Raw genomic sequence first — 20,519 nt, 5'->3', positions numbered from 1 at the left:
ATGATCCACGCCATCGCCCATCTCATCGACGATGCCTCTTTCGGCGGCATCAACCGGATGCTCGAATACATGGAAGCGTCGCCGGATCTTGCGAAAATCGCAGATCATCGGATCGTGCGGGTGCGCCGCGGTCAGCTTACCGCACCGCCGCTCGGAGCCGACCTGATCGTCTCCCATCTGTCGATCAACTGGGCGAACCTGCCCATGCTGACGGCGCTACGGGCCGCCTATCCGACGACGCCGATCATCCATGTCGAACACAGCTACTCGGAGCGTTTCGTGGCGCTGCATGTCGAAAAGCGCGACCGCTTCACGGCGCTCCTGCGCACTGCCTATGCGCTTTTCGACGAAGTTGTCGCCGTCAGCGAGACGCAAGGCGCCTGGATGCTGCGCCGCGGCTTCTGCCCGGAAGGCGGCCTCAAGGTCATTGAGCCCTGCGTCGAGCTTGCGCCCTTCCTCGCGGTCGAAGGACATCGCGAAGGACCGGATATCGTCATCGGCGCGATCGGCCGCTTCGACCTGCAAAAAGGCTTCGACATTCTCATCGACGCCTTCCAGGTGCTCGAGCGCACCGACGTGGAGCTGCATCTCTACGGCGACGGGCCGGACCTCAACGACTTGAAGGCACGCGCCAAGAACAACCCGAAGATCGTCTTCAAGGGCTACACGTCCGACGTTCCTGAAGCCATGGCGGCGTGCGATGCCATCGCCCTCCCCTCGCGCTGGGAGCCTTATGGTCTCGTCGCTATCGAGGCGATGGCGGCCGACCGGCCCGTGCTCTGCCCGCGTCATGACGGCCTCGTCGGCCACATTGCGGCCGGGGCTCGCGATATTGGCGAGAATTCCGTGACCGGCTGGGCGGCCGCGATCGAACGGCTCGACGTCGAGGAACTGCGCGAGCCGAATGCAAAGACCCGCACTCACGCGGCCGAGGCAGGTGAACGTTTCGCAAAGGCCTGGGGCGGCCTCGTCGAACGGGTTTTGAGCAAAGAGGAAAAGGAAGCCGGCGCGGCCTGACCAGGCCAGCACCCACCGCACCCGACAAAAAGACCCGCGGAAGCTTCAGCTTGCGCGGGTCTTGTCGTTCCTCTCGAACCTCTTGTCAGAGCCGGCCGGCGCCAGAAGGCGATCGCTCACGTCCCAGTCCTCCGGCTCGATCGGCGAATGTCTTTCTGAGCGAACTTTTCTGCCGGAAAGTATTCTTCGGGAGTTACGCCTACAGCGAGCGCACCCGCATCTTGCCGAACTGGAAGAGCGCGGCGACGGTCGCGCCGCCGAGCGCGCCGATGACGTTCGCATAGAAATCCGTCATCGAGGCGGTCCGCCACGGAATGCACATCTGCAAAAGCTCGATCCAGCCGGAAAAGGCGAGTGTCGCGATGGCCGCCCCGAACGGATTGCCGAAGACGAAGGCGAAGCCCGCCGCGTTGACGAACGTCCCGACGGCATGCAGCACAATATCGCCATGATGGCCAAGATTCACGCCCGGAATGACGGCCAGCATCAAGGCCCACGCATCCGCGCCGAGAATCAGAAGGAAGACTGGCAATCTCATGAGATCCTGCATGTTCTGAGCCCGCGTTTCCATTACGCCTCGGCCTTTCGGGTTGCCTCTATCTCGGTGAACCGAGAAAACTCAAGAGAACATGCGCGGATGGACTTCATTGTCCTTTTCGGAGTTCCGAAGCGCGCCCAATCTCCTGTTAAACTCTTCTCGACTTTCGCAGCAGCCTCGCGATCGATCTTCCGCGCAAGTCAATTCGGCATAAGGAAGCCTCACAAAGCTTGCGGGACGCTTGCATCCTTTAAACCGGGGGTAGTATCGGCTCGCACGAGGTTGCGATCGAAGCGAGAAATCTGCGGCTCCGGCTTTCGATCCGGCCTTTCCGAAAAGGCCGAACGACGACGTCGCGAGAGCCAGATCGCCCCAGCACCAAACCAGGCAAACATCGCGAAGGGACGATCGGATAAGTGGCAAACCAACGCTTCACGGATCTCGCCAGCTTTACGTATACGGAAGCAAAGGCAGGCGGTCTCGGCGGATGCGCGCGCTGATCCATCCGGAAGAGGGTCGGGTTCACCCCAAAGGGGCTGGCCATTCGAAGGTACGTGATCGGCAGCTCGTGCAGATGGGGCGGGCGACCTGAAACGAAAAAATGGCCGCGGTGCCTAAGCAACCGCGGCCGGTCGGAACTGTGATGGGGAATCGCAGTCTTAGAAGTGTTCGCTTTGTTATAACCCTCCCTTCGTTGTGGTCTCAGTAGGCGCCCCGTCCGGTGAAGACGGCGCGGAAAGTCAGTGCGATGAGAGCAATATCGAGGAAAACCGAGCGGGAGCGGACATAGGCACTGTCCATGTGGATCATCTTGTTGAAGCCGATCTCCGCACGACCCGAAACCTGCCAGAGCCCCGTCAGGCCGGGCTTGCCCATCAGCCGCTCGAGAGCCTGAGGCGGATAGGCTTCGACTTCCTGCGGCAGAGCCGGACGCGGGCCGACGATGCTCATATCGCCCTTCCAGATGTTGAAGAGCTGGGGCAGTTCGTCGAGCGAGAAGCGCCGCAGAAGACGGCCGATCTTGGTGACGCGCGGATCGTTCTTCGACTTGAAGCAGATGCCGGCACGATCGCTTTGCTCAAGGAGCGCCGCCCGACGGGCTTCGGCGTCGCGATACATGGAGCGGAACTTCAACACGGTGAAAGCCTGACCGCCCTGCCCGATGCGCGTCTGCCGGAAGAAGACCGGGCCGCGGGACTCAAGCTTGATGGCCGTTGCGATCATCAGCATCAGCGGAGCGAAGAAAAGGAGGCCCATGCCGGATCCGAAAAGATCGAGGGCACGCTTGGCCCGCTCGTCAGCCGTCGGCACCGCCTTCTTGGCGCGGGCATCCTGCCATGCCCGCATCATGAACTCCGGGTTGCCGATGATGTAGCGGCGGAACATACGGCGGGGCTCGATCGCAAATCGCCAAATCCATTCCAGCCCGGCGCTGCGCAGCATGCGAGGAGCCCGCGACACGCGGCCGGCCCAGAAATCGAACTGCGCGCCGACACCCATCACCAGCCGTGCGTTGAGGCGATGGCGATTACGGGCGATCCACACATCCTGACGCGGCACACCCAGCGCGACCAGCACGATATCAGCGCCAGAAGCATTGATCTCGTCGATGATGCGATCTTCTTCTTCCGCATAGAAGTAACCATGGCGGGTGCCGGCGACCTTGAGGGCCGGGGCGATCCTGCGGGCAGCCTCTGAAGCCTTACGCGCAACGCCCTGCGCACTTCCGAGAAAATAGATGGAGAGGCCGAGAGCGGCAGCCTTGCGGCACAGCGGAACGAACAGGTCGGTACCATTCAGGTTCTCGACGAAGCGCTTGCCTTGCAGTTTCGCAGCAAGCTGCAAACCCGAGCCGTCGGGCAGCAGGTAATCCGCCTTCTTCAACGCCCACTGGTAGATCGGCGTCTTGGCGGCAACATTCATGCAATGGGCATTGAGGAACGCGGCGGTGCGACGGGCACGGCCCTTCAGAAGCGCTCCAAGAGCCTCTTCCGTCTTTGCGTTGACGATGTCGAGCGAGAAGAGAGAGATCTTATTGAGAGAAGTCATTGTGGCCTCCAGAAATCCGTTGGCCAAACAATACTCAGCTCGACGAAAAAATAACTCGAGCAAGGGAACAGTTACAGCATCCGTAGAATATCAAAAATACACGGAAGTGCATGTATAGTCTCGATCGAGACAAGTTCTACCCTTTAGGATAGGCGAATCCTCTCCAACCACGCCGCGATCGGGCGGGTGCCTGCGGGCGACGCCCTCGATTAACCGTTCATTGGGTGCTATGCGCTAGGTCCACTAGTGGTTGAAATGGTGGAGCCGCCAGGCGTCCTTTGCCAAGCTGCGGAGAACGCAACGCCGAGAAGACGGAAGTGCACGCGTTAGGAACGTGCGGTCTCGCCTGAAAGGTAATGTTGATGGATATTCTGATCGCTGACGATCATGAACTCGTCCGAGACACGATCTGCGCGTTTCTCGAGCGCGAACCGGATGTGCGCGTCGTCACCGCCAGCGATTTTACCGAAGCGATCGACCGTATCGATGCGCAGGGCCCGTTCGATCTCGTCATCCTTGATTACAACATGCCCGGCATGGACGGCCTCGAAGGCCTCGCCCGCGCCAAGGAGCATAATAAGGGCAACCCCGTCGGCATCATTTCCGGCACGGCCAACCGCAGCGTGGCGGAAGAAGCGCTGGCGGCCGGCGCCGCCGGCTTCCTGCCGAAGACGATCGCCGCCAAATCGCTTATCCACGCCGTCCGCTTCATGGTGGCGGGCGAGCAATATGCTCCGCTCGATTTCATGCGAGCACCGAGCGAAGAAACTGAAAATCCTCTGGCCGCCAAATTGAGCAAGCGTGAGACGGAAGTCCTGGGCGGTCTCGTCCGTGGCGCATCCAATAAGGAAATCGCGCGCGAGCTCGATTTGCAGGAGGTCACGGTGAAACTTCACGTCAAAACGCTCTGTCGCAAGCTTCAGGCACGCAACCGCACACACGCTGCCATGATCGCCAAGGATGCGGGGATGTTCTGAGGGGATCTCTCTCTCAAGACCTTCGGGTGGATTGGCCTATTCCAAAGGATAGGTCCCGCGCCGAAATAGACCCGAAGTGCACCATTGCACGCACGCGAAGAGGAACGCCTTCCGCTAAGCATTTGTCACGACGAGGAGTGCAGTGATGAATGTTCATACCAATCTACTGGAAGCCCCATACGTCCCTCACGACGAGGAGGCTGCGGCCGATAAGGCACGCACCGGCGGCCGGCGCCTGTTTGGGCGCCTTGGCGCTGCGGCAGCCGGCATTTCCCGTTTCATGCCCCGCCTGACCCGCACGCGCATCACCGCGCTGTCGCCGGTGCGCCTGCTGCGCGGCGGTCGCGTCGGGGACTTCCAACGCCTGCCCCGCTACGCGCTGGTCATTTTCGCCGGCCTTGCCGCGATCTGGGCTCCAGTCATCCTCTACATCTCGACGGCACCTCTGCGCTTTCAGTCCGAGGCAGCAATGATCATGCCGGGCGCCGGCTCGTCCAGCTCCGTCAATCTGTCGGACATCGGCCAGGCCTCGACCTCGGCGAGCTCGCCTTATTCAAGCTCCTCGATAAGCCCAACCGTGACCTACAAGAGCCTGATCGAATCCCGGCGCGTGCTTGAGCGTGCGGCGGATTCGCTTCAGCTCGAAGTTCAGGAACTCGGACGTCCGCGCATCAAGCTCCTCGACCAGACGAGCCTCATCCGCCTGACGATGACGGGTTCCTCGCCCGAGGACGCGGCTGACAAGACGGAAGCCATTCTCGCGGCCTTTCTCGGCGAACTGGACCAGCTGCGCAGCGACGAGATGGAGAGCCGGGAAGTCTCCACGATCGACACTGTCCGCGAGCACCAGAAGGCCGTTGAGGCCATTCGTCTTAAAATCAGCGAGCTGCAGGCAAAGACCGGGCTGGCGAGCGCAGATCAGCATCTCGAACTCGTGACGATGATCGAGCAGATGGGCCAGCAGGTCGTCTCCACGACGTCGGAGCTGCGGGAATCGGAGGAGGCCGTCGTGGCCCTTTCGACGATGCTCAACGTCGATGCCGGCAACGCCTCGTCCATGCTGCGTCTGCACGGCGACATCGAGTTCGCCGCCCTTTCGGAAAACGCCGCCGAGGCTTCGGCGAAGCTCTCCAGCCTCACCGGACGCTTCGGACAGAACCATCCCCAGGTCGTCGAGGCACGCAACAATTACAACGGCGCAAAGGCGCGCATGGATGATCGCGCACGGGCCGTCACCGGCCTTCCGGTCGCCGCCATCTGGGAGCAGGTCGACCCCTCTTCGCAGGGGGAGCGGTCGGCCCTCCTCTCTCAGCTCGTCGATCTTGTCACCAAGCGCGATGGCCTGGCCGCGCGGGTCGCCGCTCTCAAGCAAGAGCACGAGGCCGGTCAGGAGCGGGTGCGTGATCTCGTCGAGACGGCGTCGCGCCTCGACAGTCTCAACCGCGACTACAAGGTCGCCGAAGCCGTCTTCGCATCGGCCCTGGCGCGGATGAACACCACCCGCAACGATGTCTTTGCCTCGTATCCGATGGTGCAGGTGATCGAACAGCCGTCAATCGAATGGGAGCCGTCTTCGCCCAATAAGAAGATCGCACTGGGCGCGGCGGGCGCAGGCTCCCTGTTTCTCCTGATGGGGCTCGCCCTCGCCTGGATGCGTCGTCCTCTGATCGACCGTCTCCTGGAAACCGAGGAAGCTGGCGATGAAAACGCCGACGCCACAGCGTAACCTACCGGAGAATCTCGTCTTCTGGACGATCTCTCTGACCTGGTTCTTCTACGCCTTCGGCGCGCTCTACGTGGTGGGACCAGTGATCTCCTGGTCCCTCGCAGGTCTAGGCTTCCTGTCGCTTTACCTCGGTCCCGGCCTCAGGCCGGACCTCAGGCCCACCGGCTCGGTGCCGCCGATCATTTGGGGCTGGATCGGCGGCATGCTGGTCATGCTTGTTGCCTTGTGGGTCGGCCATTTCGACTGGGGCCTCGGCATGGGTCAGACGATCAAGTCCTCGATCGGATGGGCAAAAGGCTGGGCGATGGTCGCACTCGTTCCCTTCGCCGGGGCCATTTTGAAGATCCGCCGAGACGTTGTCATCCGCAGCCAGTGCATCGTCGGCGCATGCACGGTGGCACTCCTACCGATCCTCCTCGTCGCACCCTCGATCGGCTTGCCCGAAAAGATCTTCGTTTCGCCTCTGAAGGCCGTTGGCGGCCCGGGTCCGGAATATTTCTCTGTATATTTCTACACACTTGATCCGTCGAGCTGGACGCCGCGCTGGCAATTCTACGCCCCGTGGTCGCCCTTTGCCGGCCTTCTCGGCGTCGTCATGGTTCTCTTCGCGCTCGAAGACCGCAGCCGCTTCTGGATGGCGATGGGCATTCTCGCCGGGCTGGCGATGGTCTTCTTTTCCAAGTCGCGCATGAGCCTTGTCGCCCTCTTCGTATGCGCTGTCGGCCCGCGCATGATGCCGCTTCTGGCCAAAAGCGTCGCCTGGCAACTCGCTGCCGGCGTCGCCGCATCGATGGCGGCGCTCGGCACATATCTTCTACAGGCCATGCAGGATGCGGTTTCGGCCTTCAAGGGCGCCAGAGCCGACAGCACCCGCGTCCGCGAGACCCTGCAACGTATCGCCTATGAGCGCTGGCAAAACGAGGCGGTGTGGTTCGGCCACGGCACGGTTCAACCGGGTCCCCATATCGTCGAGTACATGCCGATCGGAAGTCATCACACCTGGTATGGACTGCTGTTCGTGAAAGGTCTTGTCGGAGTGTGGGCTCTCCTCGTCCCGCTGGTCTGGCAGTTCTGGATTGTCGCCGTCGATTCCGTCAAAGGCCGCCGAGGACGGCTTCCTCTCGGCATCGTACTCGTTTTCATCATTCTGAGCTTCGGGGAAAACATCGAGATCGAGGCCTATCTCCTTTGGCCGGCTTTGCTTCTCCTTGGCATTCACGCTCGCGAATTGGAGCGCGACCGGCTGGAAACAGCATCCAGGAAAGCTTGAAGAAAGCCCTGCATGCAACTTTTGCGCACATTCGGCTCCCCCTGACCTCCGACCGCAGAGCGCTCGGCGGATACAGGCATCAAGGTCGAACATGGTCCAACTCGGACTCGGTCATGACGAGGCCGGTGCCCAGGCGCAGAGGAACACATGAATGCGGTAGTCACGATGGTCGAGGCAGCCTCCGCCATCATCCTCGCCATTATCTTTCTCGCTCTTCTGGGAGAGCGCCTGGAAGGAACGTTCTGGCGTCGCAGCATCGCATTCGGCCTCGTCTTCGCCGGCACGGGCATGCTCATCATGCTCCATCCGGTCGAATTGATGGAGGGGGTGCGCACCGATCCGCGCAACGCGGTCGTCGCCCTCTCTGCAGCTCTCGGCGGGCCGGTCTGCGCGCTGATCACGGCCATTCCGATGATGGCGCTGCGGCTTTATTTCGGCGGCCTGGGCGCCGTCCCCGGCGCCGCGGGCATCGCCTCTGCCGCAATCTGTTCAAGCCTTCTGTGGTACGTCTGGACGCGCCATCTCGGCCGCGCCGTGTCGCAGCGTTACATCCTCCATCACGCCCTCAGCGCCGCCATCGTGCCCGCCCTGGTCATCGCGATGATGACCGCCGTGCCCTGGCACATCTTTCTCAAATCGGCCTCCCTGTTCGTCACGGTGAATTTTGCGGCCGTCCTTCTGATGGGCCAGCTCGTCGTCCGCGAATACCAGCGCCGCTGGGCCGTGGCGGCGCATAACGAAGCGCAGGCCCGCCTGGAGGCGACCGCCAACAACGCCCCTGGCATCCTCTTTCAAATCTCCCGGGACGAAGATGGACAGCTGGAGGTGCGCTATGTCTCCGATGGCGCACGGCGCATCCTCGACATCGCCCCGGAAAGCTTCGTCGAGCATCCGGAGAAGCTCGCAAGGCTTATTTCCCGGCAAGACGCCGAAAAATTGCAGCTCATTCTCGAAGGTTCGGCGGAAACCCTGGAGCCCTGGTCATTCGAGGCGCAGTGCATGCATCCCAAGGGCCACGTCCTTTGGATGCGCGCCACCGCAGAGCCCCGCGGCTACGGCAAAGACGAGATCATCTGGGACGGTTTCGTCTACGATATCACCGAGCAGAAGCGCTCCGAGCAGATGAAGAACGACTTCATCTCCACCGTCAGCCACGAATTGCGCACGCCCCTGACCGCGATCCACGGCGCGCTCGGCCTGGTGGCGGCCGGAGGCGCCGGAAAGCTCAGCGCCAAGGGCAACAATCTCGTATCGATCGCCTATGCCAACAGCGCGCGGCTGGTGCGTCTCATCAACGACATCCTGGACATCGAGCGGATCGAATCCGGAAGGATGCCCTTCGACATAAAACCCCTCGCGCTTCGCCCTCTCGTCGAGACAACGGTGGAATCGCTGCGCGCCTACGCGGCCGAACACAAAGCGTCGATCGAGATCGACGACACGGCGCCCGGGCTCGTCTGCCTCGCCGATCCCGATCGCCTCAGCCAGGTGCTCGTCAACCTGATGTCCAATGCGATCAAATTCTCGCCGCCGGAGGGAACCGTTCGGATCCACATCGCGCTGCGGGCCGGCCGCACCCGCATCTATGTGAGCGACGAGGGGCCGGGCATCCCGGAAGAATTCCACGACCGCATCTTCAACAAGTTCGAAAGGGCCGATTTCTCCGACAATCAGAAGGTCGGCGGCACGGGTCTCGGCCTTTCCATCACCAAGGCGATCGTCGAGCACCTCAACGGCGAGATCGACTTCCGCAGCACAGAAGGCGGCGGAACGATCTTCTTCGTTGACCTGCCAAGTTTTCCTGCCATGCAGCAGCTCGGTGCAGAGCGCGACAGCCGCAAGCTGGCAAGCACCTGATTATCGTCTTCCCGACCCCAATGGAAGACAAGCCGCATGGCGAAACGTCTCCGCTGAGACGCTTTAATCGCGCCACCCAAATCGGTTTGCAGGTCCGCCGTCTCCCCGAACCGAATCTGACGTGAAAGGGAAGGCGCCGAGCCCCAACTCCCGCACGCCGTTGGCAAATTCCCCGGTATCCATCGACTCCTTCGCGACTCGCGGACGTCAGATGGGTCATCGGCGTCAGCACATCGGAGAGATTATGGATCGGGTGCTCGTCATTGGGGGGACCTTGGTCGTTTAGATCGAGGTCGCCAAGGCCCAGATCATCGCTCGATGCTTGTCGGGCCGGCGCATTTCCACTACGTCTGAAGACGCTCACACGGGGTGCCCAAAAGGGCTGAGAGGCTTATCCGCCAACCCGCTGAACCTGATCCGGCTCGCACCGGCGGAGGGATGGAGAGCTTTCGTTGCCGCGAATGCGCCCCTTCCCGCTTTCAAACGACAAGGAGGCGCCCTTGGGCTCGCTGCAATCCCCTTCCATCTTCATAGCATCAGCCGTCGCCGCAATGTTCTTCGGCGCAATCACACCCGCCGCAGCGCAGGAGGAGAAGCCCTCGCTGACGGTCTACACCTATGAGAGCTTCGTTACCGATTATGGGCCGGGGCCGCAGATCAAGGCCGGTTTTGAGGCGGTTTGTGGCTGCACGGTGAAATGGGTCGGGCTGGAGGACGGCGTTGCGATCCTCAACCGTTTGAAGCTCGAAGGTGCTTCGACATCGGCGGAGGTGGTGGTCGGGCTCGACACCAACCTGATCGCTGAGGCCAGGGCGACCGGGCTCTTCGCACCGCATGGCACCGACACATCTGCGGTCGACGTGCCCGGCGGCTTTTCCGATCAGGTTTTCATACCCTACGATTACGGTTGGTTCGCCGTCGTCTACGACAGCGAGGCGATCGATGCCCCTCCGCAAAGCCTGGAGGAGCTGGTCAGCGGCGATCCGGAGGAGAAGATCGCCATCGAAGATCCTCGCAGCTCGACACCGGGTCTCGGGCTGCTCCTGTGGATGAAAAAAGTCTATGGCGACGGCGCCGAGGCAAAATGGCGGGAGTTCTCCGAGCGTATCCTGACGGTGACGCCCGGCTGGAGCGAAGCCTATGGGCTCCTGACGAGCGGCGAAGTCCCGATGGTGCTGAGCTATACCACCTCGCCCGCCTATCACCTGATCGAGGAGGAGAGCGACCGCTACCACGCGGCAGCCTTCGATGAGGGCCATTACATCCAGATCGAGGTCGCCGGCCGCATCGCAAGCTCCGAGCACCCAGATCTCGCCCGCGACTTCCTCGCTTATCTGATCTCACCCGCGGCGCAGAACGTGCTGCCGACCACCAATTGGATGCTGCCGGCCGCAGAGACCGCCTCGCCGCTGCCCGGCGCCTTTGAGCAGTTGGTGACCCCGGACAAGACCCTGTCTTTCGATCCCCAAACGGTAGCCGACAGCCGACGCGCCTGGACGCAGGAATGGCTGCAGGCGCTTGGCCGCTGAGGCTCTCCGCGCGTCCGATGACAGGTTCGACAGATCGACGTTGGCGTGTCGCGGCAGGACTTGCCGCCGTTGCCGCGCTCGCCGTGTTTTTGGGCGGTGCATGTTTCGCCTTGCTTACCCAAGCCGATGCGGCGCCGGACCTTTTTGCCTTGGCATCGGACCGCTATTTGCGGGGAGTGGTGCTGTTCACGCTGGAACAGGCGGCCCTTTCCACCCTCCTTGCCGTGGCCGGTGCCCTGCCGCTTGCAGTCGCCTTGCACAGGGCGCGGTTTCCTGGCCGCGGCCTTGTCCTGCGTCTTTTCCTCCTGCCGCAAGCTCTGCCGGTGCTGGTCGGCGCCTTGGCGATCATCGCGGTGTGGGGCCGCAACGGCGTCGTCTCGGATCTGGTCGCCACTCTCGGTTTCGATCGCCTCAACGTCTATGGGCTGTCCGGCATCCTGATCGCCCACACCTTCTTCAACCTGCCGCTCGCCGCCCGACTGATGGTCGCCGCACTCGACGGCGTGCCGGCGGAAAGCTGGAAGCTCGCCGGGCAGCTTTCTCTCACGCCGCTGACCACCTTCCGCATCCTCGAATGGCCGGCAATTCGCACCGCGCTGCCCGGCGCGACGAGCCTCATCTTCATGCTCTGCGTCACCAGCTTCACGCTGGTCCTCACGCTCGGCGGCGGGCCGGGTGCCACCACCCTGGAAGTCGCGATCTACCAGGCGCTGCGCTACGATTTTGATCCGGGTCTCGCGGTTTTCCTGGCGTTGATACAGATTGTGCTGACCGGCCTTGCGGTCGCCATCACGCTGCGGCTTGGCCGGACAACGGCCGGCGGCTTTACACTCGGGCGGCGGGCACGGCGCTACGACCCTCACCAGGGCTTCGTTCGCGCGCTCGATCTCGCGGTTCTGACCGTGGGGATCGCCTTCGTCCTCTCGCCGTTCATCGCCACGATCGTCGCCGGTCTGCGCTCCGATCTGATCGCACTGCTGGCCGATCCAAACGTCCAACGGGCCGCGATGACCAGCGGCGTCGTGGCGATCGCGGCGGCGACCCTCGCCGTCTTGCTCGCCGCGCCTCTCCTCTTGGCGCGGCAGGCATTGGAACGATCTTCCTCTTCAAGGGGCCGCGCAGCCTGGCGCGGGCTCTTCGAACTGTCGGGCAGCCTCGTCCTCGTGGTGCCGCCGATCGTCATCGGCGCCGGCTGGTTTCTTCTGCTGCGACAGGTGACCGACGTTTTCGCGGCGGCACCTTTCGTCGTTGTCGCCACCAATGCCGTAATGGCGATGCCGTTTATCGTGCGTATTCTCGCACCGGCGCTTGCCACCTCGGCACAGCGACACGATCGCCTTGCCGAGAGCCTGGGACTCTTCGGGCTGGCGCGGCTGCGCCACGTCGAATGGCCCGCTCTGAAAGCGCCGCTGGCCCTCTCCTTTGCCTTTGCGCTCGCCCTCTCCCTCGGAGATCTCGGTGCGATGGCGCTTTTTGGCAGCCAGGATTTCATCACCCTGCCCTATCTGCTGCTGCAGCGCATGGGCAGCTATCGCACAGCCGACGCAGCCGGACTGGCGCTGCTGCTCGGTGTCTTATGTCTCGCCCTGATGGCTCTCGCGGAGCGTGGGTTTCGCGGGGAGGAAGGTCGATGAGCGCCCTGCCCGCTCTCGTCTTGGACGGCCTAGAATACACCTATGAAAGTGCCCCGATGCGCTTCGACCTCACGGTGACGCCTGGCGAATGGCTGGCGATCATCGGCCCAAGCGGTGCCGGCAAATCGACCCTCCTCGACATCATCGCCGGCTTTCTCGTGCCCGAGCGCGGCCGGGTGACGATCTCCGGCGCCGACATGACGGGCGTGCCACCCTCGCAACGCCCGCTCAGTTTCGTGTTTCAGGAGAACAATCTCTTTGCCCACATGAGCGCCAGGCAGAATGTGGGGCTCGGAATTTCTCCGAGATTGCGGCTAAGCCCGGCCGAGCGGCAGCGCGCGGCAGAAGCGCTGGAGGCCGTCGGCCTTGTGGGCTTCGAAGATCGCAGGCCGGGGGAGATGTCCGGCGGCGAACGCCAGCGGGTCGCGCTGGCGCGCGCCTTTGTCCGCCAGCGCCCTCTGCTCCTGCTGGACGAGCCGTTTGCCGCGCTCGGTCCCGCCCTACGCCGTGAAATGCTGGCGTTGTTGCGCGATCTGCGGCGTCGGAAGGGAACGATGACGGTGCTGATGGTGACGCATCATCCCGAGGATGCCCTGGGCTTCGCCGACAACGTCGCCTTCCTCGACAAGGGGCGTTTCGTCACCGTTGGGCCGACCGAGGAAACCCTGTCAGCTTCGGGCATTGCCGCGGTAGAGAGCTACCTCGGAACGCGCGCGCTCTCTTAAACGCGGCATGCTGCAATGCGGCGTCAGGCCAGGCAGAAGCGTGCCGGGGCCGAGGACGAGACGGGGCAGATCGAAGCGCCAAGTCGGCACGTCGTTCTTGGATGGCAGCGAACGCTGCTCATACGCATTTTGCACTCTCTTGCGTTTGCCGCCACATTCATCGAATACTCTCGTCTTACAAAATACGAAACGCCACAACAATCATACCAGGCGCAGTCAGGCGATTGCCCTAGTCGTATCTCTAAATACACAAGGAGAACGCAAGAACCTAGAATCGGACGATGCGCCTAAACAAGCCGAATACAAAAACCGGTCCGGGCGCATCGAAACCCCAATGGGAGGAAACTTGGGATGTCCGAGACTTGTGCCCACGTCGATGTGGTTCACTCAGCGATCACGGCCGGGGCTGCCGCGCAATCGCCGATGGTCGCCTCCTGGAGCCGCTCGGCGCGTCTCTATGGGCTCGACCCAGCCAACCGGCACCCGCCTCACCGGCTGACGGCGAGCGAATTCGCCCTGGTGCGCGAGCGGATGGAGCCATGGATTCGCGCCGCCGAAGCCAGTCTTGATCAGCTCTTCAGCGCTGTCGGCGCAGCAGGGTGTTGCGTGCTCCTTGCCGATAGCGACGGCGTGCCGGTCGAGCGTCGCGGCGAGGCTGGCGACGATGCCATCTTCGACGAGTGGGGATTATGGCCGGGCGCGCTGTGGAGCGAGGCAACGGAAGGCACCAACGGCATCGGCACCTGCGTCATCGAGCGCCGCCCCGTCACCGTGCACCGCGATCAGCACTTTTTTGCGCGCAACGGGGCGCTCGGCTGCATGGCGGCCCCCATCCATGACCACAACGGCGAACTCGCCGGCGTTCTCGACGTCTCCTCCTGCCGCACCGATCTCACCGAGACCTTCGCGGGGCTTATCGCTCTCAGCGTCCGCGAAGCGGCACGGCGGATCGAAGCCGAAGCCTTCCGGCGCACGTTTGCGCATGTGCGGATCCTCGCCGTCTCGGGGCTGGAGCACAATCCGGCGGCTCTCGTCGCGGTGAATGCCGACGACCTCGCCGTCGGCGCATCGCACAGCGCCCGCGTGGCCTTGGGGATCAAAGGCAACCTCGCCAAAGCGCCCGTGCCGGCCTCCGATCTCCTGAGCATCCCGGGTGCGGAGAGCCTGGAGGATGCGGAGCGGGCCGTTCTTGCCCGCGCTCTCGCCCGCACCGGCGGCAACGTCTCCGCGGCGGCGCGCATCCTCGGCATTTCGCGCGCGACCTTCCATCGCAAACTCGGCGCAAAACGGCTGGAGGCGGCGACACAAGATCCCGCGGCTTCCTGTCGCATTCCTGCGACAGATGCAGCCTCTCTCCCGCTGGAGGGGGGCTGACAGACCTCCAGGCGACATCGATCCTGTTGTCCAGGGCGCCCGAGAGGAAACGCTTTTCTCTCGCCAAGAGCGCCCGCTTAGGGAGAACAGCAATGGATCAACTGGAACGGCCGTTCGGCGAAACGCGGCTGCCTTTCGCCACACGCTACGACAATTACATCGGCGGCAAATGGGTGGCGCCGAAGTCGGGTCGGTATTTCGACAACGTCACGCCGATCACCGGCCAATCGCTGTGCGAAGTGGCGCGCTCGGATGCGGCAGACATCGAGGCGGCGCTGGACGCCGCCCATGCCGCGAAAGACGCCTGGGGCAAGACCAACGTCGCCCAGAGGGCCTTTATCCTCAATCGCATCGCCGACCGGATGGAGGAGAATCTCGATCTCCTCGCCACCGCAGAGACGTGGGACAACGGCAAGCCGATCCGGGAAACGACGGCCGCAGACCTGCCGCTTGCGATCGACCACTTCCGCTATTTCGCCGGCTGTGTGCGGGCGCAGGAAGGCACGCTCTCCGAAATCGATCACGAAACGATCGCCTACCATTTCCACGAGCCCTTGGGTGTCGTCGGCCAGATCATCCCGTGGAATTTTCCTCTCCTCATGGCCGTGTGGAAACTCGCTCCGGCGCTCGCCGCAGGCAATTGCGTGGTGTTGAAGCCGGCCGAGCAGACGCCCGCCTCGATCATGGTGTTGATGGACGTCATCGGCGACCTGCTGCCTGAGGGCGTGCTGAACGTGGTCAACGGCTTCGGGCTCGAAGCCGGCAAGCCCCTCGCCTCCTCCAACCGCATCGCGAAGATCGCGTTCACCGGCGAGACGACCACCGGCCGGCTGATCATGCAATACGCCAGCCAGAACCTCATCCCAGTGACGCTGGAGCTTGGCGGGAAGTCGCCGAACATTTTCTTCGACGACGTGTGCGCGGAAGACGACGATTTCTTCGACAAGGCCATCGAAGGGTTCGTCATGTTCGCCCTCAACCAGGGTGAAGTCTGCACCTGTCCGTCGCGGGCGCTCATCCAGCACTCCATCTACGACCGCTTCATGGAGCGGGCACTGGAGCGCGTGAAAGCCATCAAGCAAGGCAATCCGCTCGACCCGGAGACGATGATCGGAGCGCAGGCGTCGAGCGAACAGCTGGAAAAGATCCTTTCCTATATCGACATCGGCAAACAGGAAGGCGCCGAAATCCTCACGGGTGGTGAGCGCAACCATCTCGGCGGCGAGCTGGAAGGCGGCTATTTCGTCCAGCCGACCGTGTTCCACGGCAACAACAAGATGCGCATTTTCCAGGAGGAGATCTTCGGTCCCGTCGTGTCGGTGACGACCTTCAAGGACGAGGAAGAAGCGCTGCATATCGCCAACGACACGCTCTATGGCCTGGGCTCCGGCGTGTGGAGCCGCGATATGAACCGCTGCTACCATTTCGGCCGCAACATCCAGGCCGGGCGCGTCTGGACCAATTGCTACCACGCCTATCCGGCCCATGCGGCTTTCGGCGGCTACAAGCAATCGGGGATCGGCCGAGAGACCCATTCGATGATGCTCGACCACTACCAGCAGACGAAGAATCTGCTCGTCAGCTACAATCCCAAGAAGCTCGGCTTTTTCTGAACGAGCCACCGACGAGGGCCCGGCGACTTGGGGGCCGCCGGGCTTCTTTTCCAAGACAAAATCCAAGGGAGGAAGACAATGGCGAAGACCATGAAGGCCGCAGTCGTGCGCGAATTCGGCAAACCGCTGAGCGTGGATGAGGTGCCGGTTCCCGAACCGGGGCCAGGACAGATCCAGGTCGCGATCCAGGCCTCAGGCATCTGCCACACCGACCTTCATGCCGCGGAGGGAGACTGGCCGGTCAAACCGAACCCGCCTTTCATTCCAGGCCATGAAGGCGTCGGCTATGTCTCCGGTGTCGGAGCGGGCGTCACCCGCGTCAAAGAAGGCGACCGGGTCGGCATCCCGTGGCTCTACACGGCCTGCGGGCATTGCGAACATTGCGTGGGCGGCTGGGAGACCTTGTGTGAATCCCAGCAGAATACCGGCTATTCGGTGAATGGCGGTTTTGCCGAATACGTGGTGGCCGACCCCAATTATGTCGGGCACCTTCCGGATGATATCGGGTTCACCGAAATCGCTCCAATCCTGTGTGCCGGCGTGACGGTTTATAAGGGTCTTAAGATGACCGATGCCCGCCCCGGCAACTGGGTGGTCATCTCGGGCATCGGAGGCCTTGGCCACCTTGCCGTCCAATATGCCAAGGCGATGGGCTTCAACGTCGCCGCGGTCGATATCGACGATCACAAGCTCGATCTCGCACGAAATCTCGGCGCCACGCTGACGGCGAATGCGGCCAAGGAGGACGCCGCCGCAAAGATCAAGAAGGAGACGGACGGGGGTGCACACGGTGTTCTCGTCACGGCCGTCAATCTGAAAGCCTTCGAGCAGGCCGAGAACATGGTCCGCCGCGGCGGCACGATCGCAATGAACGGTCTGCCGCCAGGCTCTTTCCCAATCTCGGTCTTCGACATGGTCCTGGCGGGCATTACCGTGCGCGGCTCGATCGTGGGGACCCGTCTCGACCTTCAGGAGGCGCTCGATTTTGCCGGGCACGGCAAGGTCAAATCGATCGTCAATCCGGTGAAGCTGGAAGACGTCAACAGCGTCTTCGAGAAGATGCACAAGGGCCAGATCGACGGCCGGGCGGTCATCGAGATCGCCGCCTGAGATACGACACGGAGGGGCGGTCAACCTGCCCCTCCCTTCCCTCCATTCTTCGAAAGACCGCGAGGCGAAAGCCGTGGGTACAGTCTCCGCAACACCAGCGGCCCGGAGCCTTCTGAGCGAGATCATCGCCGATCACGGGCCGGTCCTCTTTCATCAATCGGGCGGTTGTTGCGATGGCTCTTCGCCGATGTGCTACCCGGTGAACGGGTTTCTAATCGGCGACAACGACGTGAAACTCGGCGAGATCGACGGCATGCCCTTCTATATCGGCGGGGCGCAATACGAGCGCTGGAAGCACACCGATCTCGTCCTGGACGTCGTTGCCGGGCGTGGCGGCATGTTCTCCCTGGACAATGGCCGCGAGCGCCGCTTCCTCATCCGCTCGACGCTCTGCGAAGCGCCAGACAGTGCGGGCCGGTAGGCCTCCGAGCCGTCATCCTTCGAGTCTCCCTCTCCGTTTCGCGCGCCACCGGCATCAGAACCGCTCGAAGCGATAAGGAGCGGGATCCACGATCGGCGTCTCTCCCGTCACCAGTTCGGCCGCGAGCTGACCTGCGGCAGGCGACGTGCCGAAACCGTGGCCGGAAAAGCCTGTCGCCAAGGTCAGCCCCGGAATGCTGGCGACAGGCCCGATCACCGGATGAGTATCCGGCGTGATATCCATCGTGCCGGCCCAGGCAGATTTTATCTCGACACCTTTGAAGAGCGGCCAGGCCGCACTGAGATTGGCGACGGCCTCTCGGTTGAAAGTGGAGATCGTCGGTGGGTCCATCACACGAAGCTTTTCGAAGGGGCTTTCGTCCGCAGGTCCCCAACGGCGTGGAAGTTTCAGATCATCGATCGTTTCGCGCCCGACCTTCATCCGCACGATTCCGCGGTTTCCACGCAGCTGCGACAGATACCGCATGCCGATCAGCACATGATCGAGCGTCAAAGGCGCCCTCAGCGCGGCACGCTGAGTCATGATGAAGCTTCCGTCGTGATGCTGGCAGAAGGAGAAATCCGGTCCGGCCACGCCGATTTTGCACGGCCCCTGCATCGGCGGGGAACGGAACGCCGAACAGACGAGTGGCAAGGTCGGCAATCCGATACCGAGATTGCCCAGGAAGCGGCGCGACCACAGCCCCCCGGCGAGGAGAACCTGATCGCAGCGGATCTCTCCGCGCTCGGTCACCACACCGGCGACCCTGCCCGCTTCCAAAGACAAGGTGCGTACCGCGCAATTTTCCACAACGACGGCGCCCTTCGAAATCGCGGCTTTCGCGATCGCGCTCGCCGCGAGGGTCGGGTCGGCGTGGCCGTCCGACGGCGTGTAAAGGCCACCGGCCCATTTGCCCTCGCCGCCCGGCACCAATTCATCAATCTCTGAAGGCGTGACGAGGCGTGAATCGAGCCCCAGATGGCTCACCGATTTCAGCCAATCCTCATGCCCGGCCACATCCGCTTCGGTGCGGTCGAGATACATGATGCCGGTGCGCTCATAGCCGACATTGGCCCCGACCCGCATTGCCATCTCGGCCCACAGCCGATCAGCGGCCATTGCCAGGGGCACATCCGGCGCAGCTCGGATCGTCTTGCGGACCCAGCCGAGATTTCGCGACGATTGCTCGCCAGCGATCCGTCCCTTCTCCAAAACGACGACGGCGATGTTCTTTTCGGCAAGCGTCAGAGCAGCCGTCAGGCCAACGATACCGCCTCCGATAATGACGACAGAGGTGCGAGGCGGAAAATCCTGCGCCGTTTCAACCGGCGTGATCGTGGGGGCCATGGGGGATATCCTTCTGACAGACCGTCGCCGGGGCTCGTCCCCGTGCAGCAGCCGAACGCAATGAGCCATCTCGCTATCGGACGGAAGGACGCCGCCAGCCCGCGTCCCTCGATCTCGTGCAGAGCTTTATTCGATGGCGGGTGGATATGTTGGGGGCGCCTCAGCGCAGCGCCGGCTCGTCCCACAGGTTGAGCTTCTGGCCGATGCCCTTCTCCACCGCATTGCGGTAAATCACGGTGCCCCACGCAACGTCTTCGACCGGCATGCCCCCGACCGACATCAGGATGATCTCTTCATCGTTGGTTCGGCCTGGCGCGTCGCCTGCGACGATCGCGCCGAGATCCTCCAGTTCCTCGCGCTTCATGCTGCCCTCGGCGAGCATATCCATGAACTTCACGCCGATCACCGGGATGGTGCGATGCGCGGGCTTCGGAACCTCTTCGTACCAGGCCTCGTAGAGACCGGTGTTGTCCAGAACCTTGCGCACTTCTGGCGCTTTCATCCCTTCGTCGATCTCGCAAAGGGCCGGCATCGCCAGGAACGCGCCCGGCTTCACCCATTCGCGCTTGACGATCGGATAAGTCTCCGGATCGCCGACTTCACCGGAGGCGCAATAGGTGACGATATCGCAATCACGAACGACCGCCTCGAGGTCGTTCACAATCTCGATCTTGGTGATCTGCGGGTAATGCTCCTTCACCCAGGCGATGAAGACATCGAGGCTCTTCTGCCCGCGCGCCTTGACCCGGACGGTGTCGATCTTCGGACAGGCGGCGATGAAGGCTGCGAGCGCGGTGCGCGCCATCACACCAGGCCCTAGGATGCCAACGATCTTTGAATCCTTGCGCGCAAGGTGCCGCGCCCCGACGCCCGGCACCGCGCCGGTGCGGTAAGCGGAAAGAAGATTGGCCGACATATAGGCGAGCGGTGCGCCCGTATCGGCGTCGTTGAGCGTAAACATCAGGATCGAGCGGGGCAGATCCTTGTCGCGGTTTGCGATGTTGGAGCCATACCATTTGACACCGGCGGTGCAGAAATTGCCGCCGAGATAGGCCGGCATCGCCATGAAGCGACGATCCGCCGTAGGCTTCGGCATCTTTGGGAAGGGCGAGTTTTCGGGGAACACGACCATGGCCCCATGGCTGTCGCTGTTGGGACCGGCCATCCGGTAATCGCCCTGATGAAGCAGGGCAAACATCTGTTCCATGCAGTCGACACAGGCGGGCATGTCGGTCACGCCGGCCCGGATCATGTCTTGTTCGGAGAGGTAGAGAAAATCGATTTTCGGCAGACCCGTCATCGGTTTGGTCCTTGCGTTCGGGCTCGCGTCGC

At 62.8% G+C, this 20,519-nt stretch carries 16 protein-coding genes and 1 riboswitch; of the genes, 12 read left to right on the top strand and 4 right to left on the bottom strand.

Annotation, left to right across the window (positions count from 1 at the left end; all coding sequences use genetic code 11):
• Complete coding sequence (locus EO094_RS15040; protein WP_128293754.1) at positions 1 to 1,017, top strand: glycosyltransferase family 4 protein; 1,017 nt, start codon at positions 1 to 3, stop codon at positions 1,015 to 1,017.
• A gap of 199 nt (positions 1,018 to 1,216) precedes the next feature.
• On the opposite strand, the gene EO094_RS15035 is transcribed toward EO094_RS15040, so the two are convergent.
• Complete coding sequence (locus EO094_RS15035) at positions 1,217 to 1,555, bottom strand: VanZ family protein (protein WP_128293753.1); 339 nt, start codon at positions 1,553 to 1,555, stop codon at positions 1,217 to 1,219.
• 702 nt (positions 1,556 to 2,257) lie between these two features.
• On the bottom strand, positions 2,258 to 3,604 hold the full coding sequence (locus EO094_RS15030; protein WP_128293752.1) for a WecB/TagA/CpsF family glycosyltransferase: 1,347 nt from the start codon (positions 3,602 to 3,604) through the stop codon (positions 2,258 to 2,260).
• A gap of 362 nt (positions 3,605 to 3,966) precedes the next feature.
• Between EO094_RS15030 and EO094_RS15025 the strand changes: the two genes are divergently transcribed.
• From EO094_RS15025 to EO094_RS14975, 11 genes are all read left to right on the top strand, one after another.
• Positions 3,967 to 4,581: a response regulator transcription factor gene (locus EO094_RS15025; protein WP_205649939.1), complete on the top strand. Its 615-nt coding sequence runs from the start codon at positions 3,967 to 3,969 to the stop codon at positions 4,579 to 4,581.
• Positions 4,582 to 4,726: 145 nt separating this feature from the next.
• A complete protein-coding gene (locus tag EO094_RS15020) occupies positions 4,727 to 6,307 on the top strand; it encodes a GumC family protein (protein ID WP_128293750.1) in 1,581 nt (526 codons plus the stop codon).
• Positions 6,282 to 7,577 (top strand): O-antigen ligase domain-containing protein, encoded by a 1,296-nt coding sequence (locus EO094_RS15015; RefSeq protein ID WP_128293749.1) that lies wholly within the window; start codon positions 6,282 to 6,284, stop codon positions 7,575 to 7,577. Before EO094_RS15020 ends, EO094_RS15015 begins: the two co-directional genes overlap by 26 nt.
• Positions 7,578 to 7,724: 147 nt before the next feature.
• Entirely contained in the window at positions 7,725 to 9,434 is a 1,710-nt protein-coding gene (locus tag EO094_RS15010; protein WP_128293748.1) for an ATP-binding protein, read from the top strand.
• A gap of 355 nt (positions 9,435 to 9,789) precedes the next feature.
• A riboswitch (TPP riboswitch) is annotated at positions 9,790 to 9,890 on the top strand.
• Between the two features lie 95 nt (positions 9,891 to 9,985).
• Complete coding sequence (thiB, locus tag EO094_RS15005; protein WP_128294280.1) at positions 9,986 to 10,963, top strand: thiamine ABC transporter substrate binding subunit; 978 nt, start codon at positions 9,986 to 9,988, stop codon at positions 10,961 to 10,963.
• Entirely contained in the window at positions 10,939 to 12,597 is a 1,659-nt protein-coding gene (thiP, locus tag EO094_RS15000) for a thiamine/thiamine pyrophosphate ABC transporter permease (protein ID WP_246008548.1), read from the top strand. Before thiB ends, thiP begins: the two co-directional genes overlap by 25 nt.
• Entirely contained in the window at positions 12,594 to 13,322 is a 729-nt protein-coding gene (gene thiQ / locus EO094_RS14995; protein WP_128293746.1) for a thiamine ABC transporter ATP-binding protein, read from the top strand. Before thiP ends, thiQ begins: the two co-directional genes overlap by 4 nt.
• 351 nt (positions 13,323 to 13,673) lie before the next feature.
• Complete coding sequence (locus EO094_RS14990) at positions 13,674 to 14,696, top strand: GAF domain-containing protein (RefSeq protein ID WP_128293745.1); 1,023 nt, start codon at positions 13,674 to 13,676, stop codon at positions 14,694 to 14,696.
• 92 nt (positions 14,697 to 14,788) lie between these two features.
• The gene (gene adh / locus EO094_RS14985) at positions 14,789 to 16,309 is read left to right on the top strand and encodes an aldehyde dehydrogenase (RefSeq protein ID WP_128293744.1); all 1,521 of its coding nucleotides are present in this window, start codon (positions 14,789 to 14,791) and stop codon (positions 16,307 to 16,309) included.
• A 78-nt stretch (positions 16,310 to 16,387) separates the two neighbouring features.
• Complete coding sequence (gene adhP, locus EO094_RS14980) at positions 16,388 to 17,419, top strand: alcohol dehydrogenase AdhP (protein ID WP_128293743.1); 1,032 nt, start codon at positions 16,388 to 16,390, stop codon at positions 17,417 to 17,419.
• Positions 17,420 to 17,492: 73 nt separating this feature from the next.
• Positions 17,493 to 17,840 carry a DUF779 domain-containing protein gene (locus tag EO094_RS14975; protein WP_128293742.1) on the top strand — a complete coding sequence of 116 codons (348 nt, stop codon included), beginning with the start codon at positions 17,493 to 17,495 and terminating at the stop codon, positions 17,838 to 17,840.
• A gap of 54 nt (positions 17,841 to 17,894) precedes the next feature.
• On the opposite strand, the gene EO094_RS14970 is transcribed toward EO094_RS14975, so the two are convergent.
• Both EO094_RS14970 and EO094_RS14965 read right to left on the bottom strand, forming a co-directional pair.
• A complete protein-coding gene (locus tag EO094_RS14970; protein WP_128293741.1) occupies positions 17,895 to 19,187 on the bottom strand; it encodes an NAD(P)/FAD-dependent oxidoreductase in 1,293 nt (430 codons plus the stop codon).
• A 160-nt stretch (positions 19,188 to 19,347) separates the two neighbouring features.
• On the bottom strand, positions 19,348 to 20,487 hold the full coding sequence (locus EO094_RS14965; RefSeq protein WP_128293740.1) for an ornithine cyclodeaminase family protein: 1,140 nt from the start codon (positions 20,485 to 20,487) through the stop codon (positions 19,348 to 19,350).
• Positions 20,488 to 20,519: the final 32 nt, after the last annotated feature.

The organism is Afifella aestuarii (genome assembly GCF_004023665.1).
GTDB lineage: Bacteria > Pseudomonadota > Alphaproteobacteria > Rhizobiales > Afifellaceae > Afifella > Afifella aestuarii.
This window is presented reverse-complemented; position numbering and strand designations above follow the sequence as displayed.

Excerpts from the sequence above, each read along its gene's own strand:
- thiB (WP_128294280.1), top strand. The coding sequence starts at position 9,986 with ATGTTCTTCGGCGCAATCACACCCGCCGCAGCGCAGGAGGAGAAGCCC.
- thiP (WP_246008548.1), top strand. The coding sequence starts at position 10,939 with ATGGCTGCAGGCGCTTGGCCGCTGAGGCTCTCCGCGCGTCCGATGACA.
- adh (WP_128293744.1), top strand. The coding sequence starts at position 14,789 with ATGGATCAACTGGAACGGCCGTTCGGCGAAACGCGGCTGCCTTTCGCC.
- EO094_RS15010 (WP_128293748.1), top strand. The coding sequence starts at position 7,725 with ATGAATGCGGTAGTCACGATGGTCGAGGCAGCCTCCGCCATCATCCTC.
- EO094_RS15020 (WP_128293750.1), top strand. The coding sequence starts at position 4,727 with ATGAATGTTCATACCAATCTACTGGAAGCCCCATACGTCCCTCACGAC.
- EO094_RS15035 (WP_128293753.1), bottom strand. The coding sequence starts at position 1,555 with ATGAGATTGCCAGTCTTCCTTCTGATTCTCGGCGCGGATGCGTGGGCC.
- EO094_RS14970 (WP_128293741.1), bottom strand. The coding sequence starts at position 19,187 with ATGGCCCCCACGATCACGCCGGTTGAAACGGCGCAGGATTTTCCGCCT.
- EO094_RS14965 (WP_128293740.1), bottom strand. The coding sequence starts at position 20,487 with ATGACGGGTCTGCCGAAAATCGATTTTCTCTACCTCTCCGAACAAGAC.
- EO094_RS15030 (WP_128293752.1), bottom strand. The coding sequence starts at position 3,604 with ATGACTTCTCTCAATAAGATCTCTCTCTTCTCGCTCGACATCGTCAAC.
- thiQ (WP_128293746.1), top strand. The coding sequence starts at position 12,594 with ATGAGCGCCCTGCCCGCTCTCGTCTTGGACGGCCTAGAATACACCTAT.
- adhP (WP_128293743.1), top strand. The coding sequence starts at position 16,388 with ATGGCGAAGACCATGAAGGCCGCAGTCGTGCGCGAATTCGGCAAACCG.
- EO094_RS15025 (WP_205649939.1), top strand. The coding sequence starts at position 3,967 with ATGGATATTCTGATCGCTGACGATCATGAACTCGTCCGAGACACGATC.
- EO094_RS14990 (WP_128293745.1), top strand. The coding sequence starts at position 13,674 with ATGTCCGAGACTTGTGCCCACGTCGATGTGGTTCACTCAGCGATCACG.
- EO094_RS15040 (WP_128293754.1), top strand. The coding sequence starts at position 1 with ATGATCCACGCCATCGCCCATCTCATCGACGATGCCTCTTTCGGCGGC.
- EO094_RS15015 (WP_128293749.1), top strand. The coding sequence starts at position 6,282 with ATGAAAACGCCGACGCCACAGCGTAACCTACCGGAGAATCTCGTCTTC.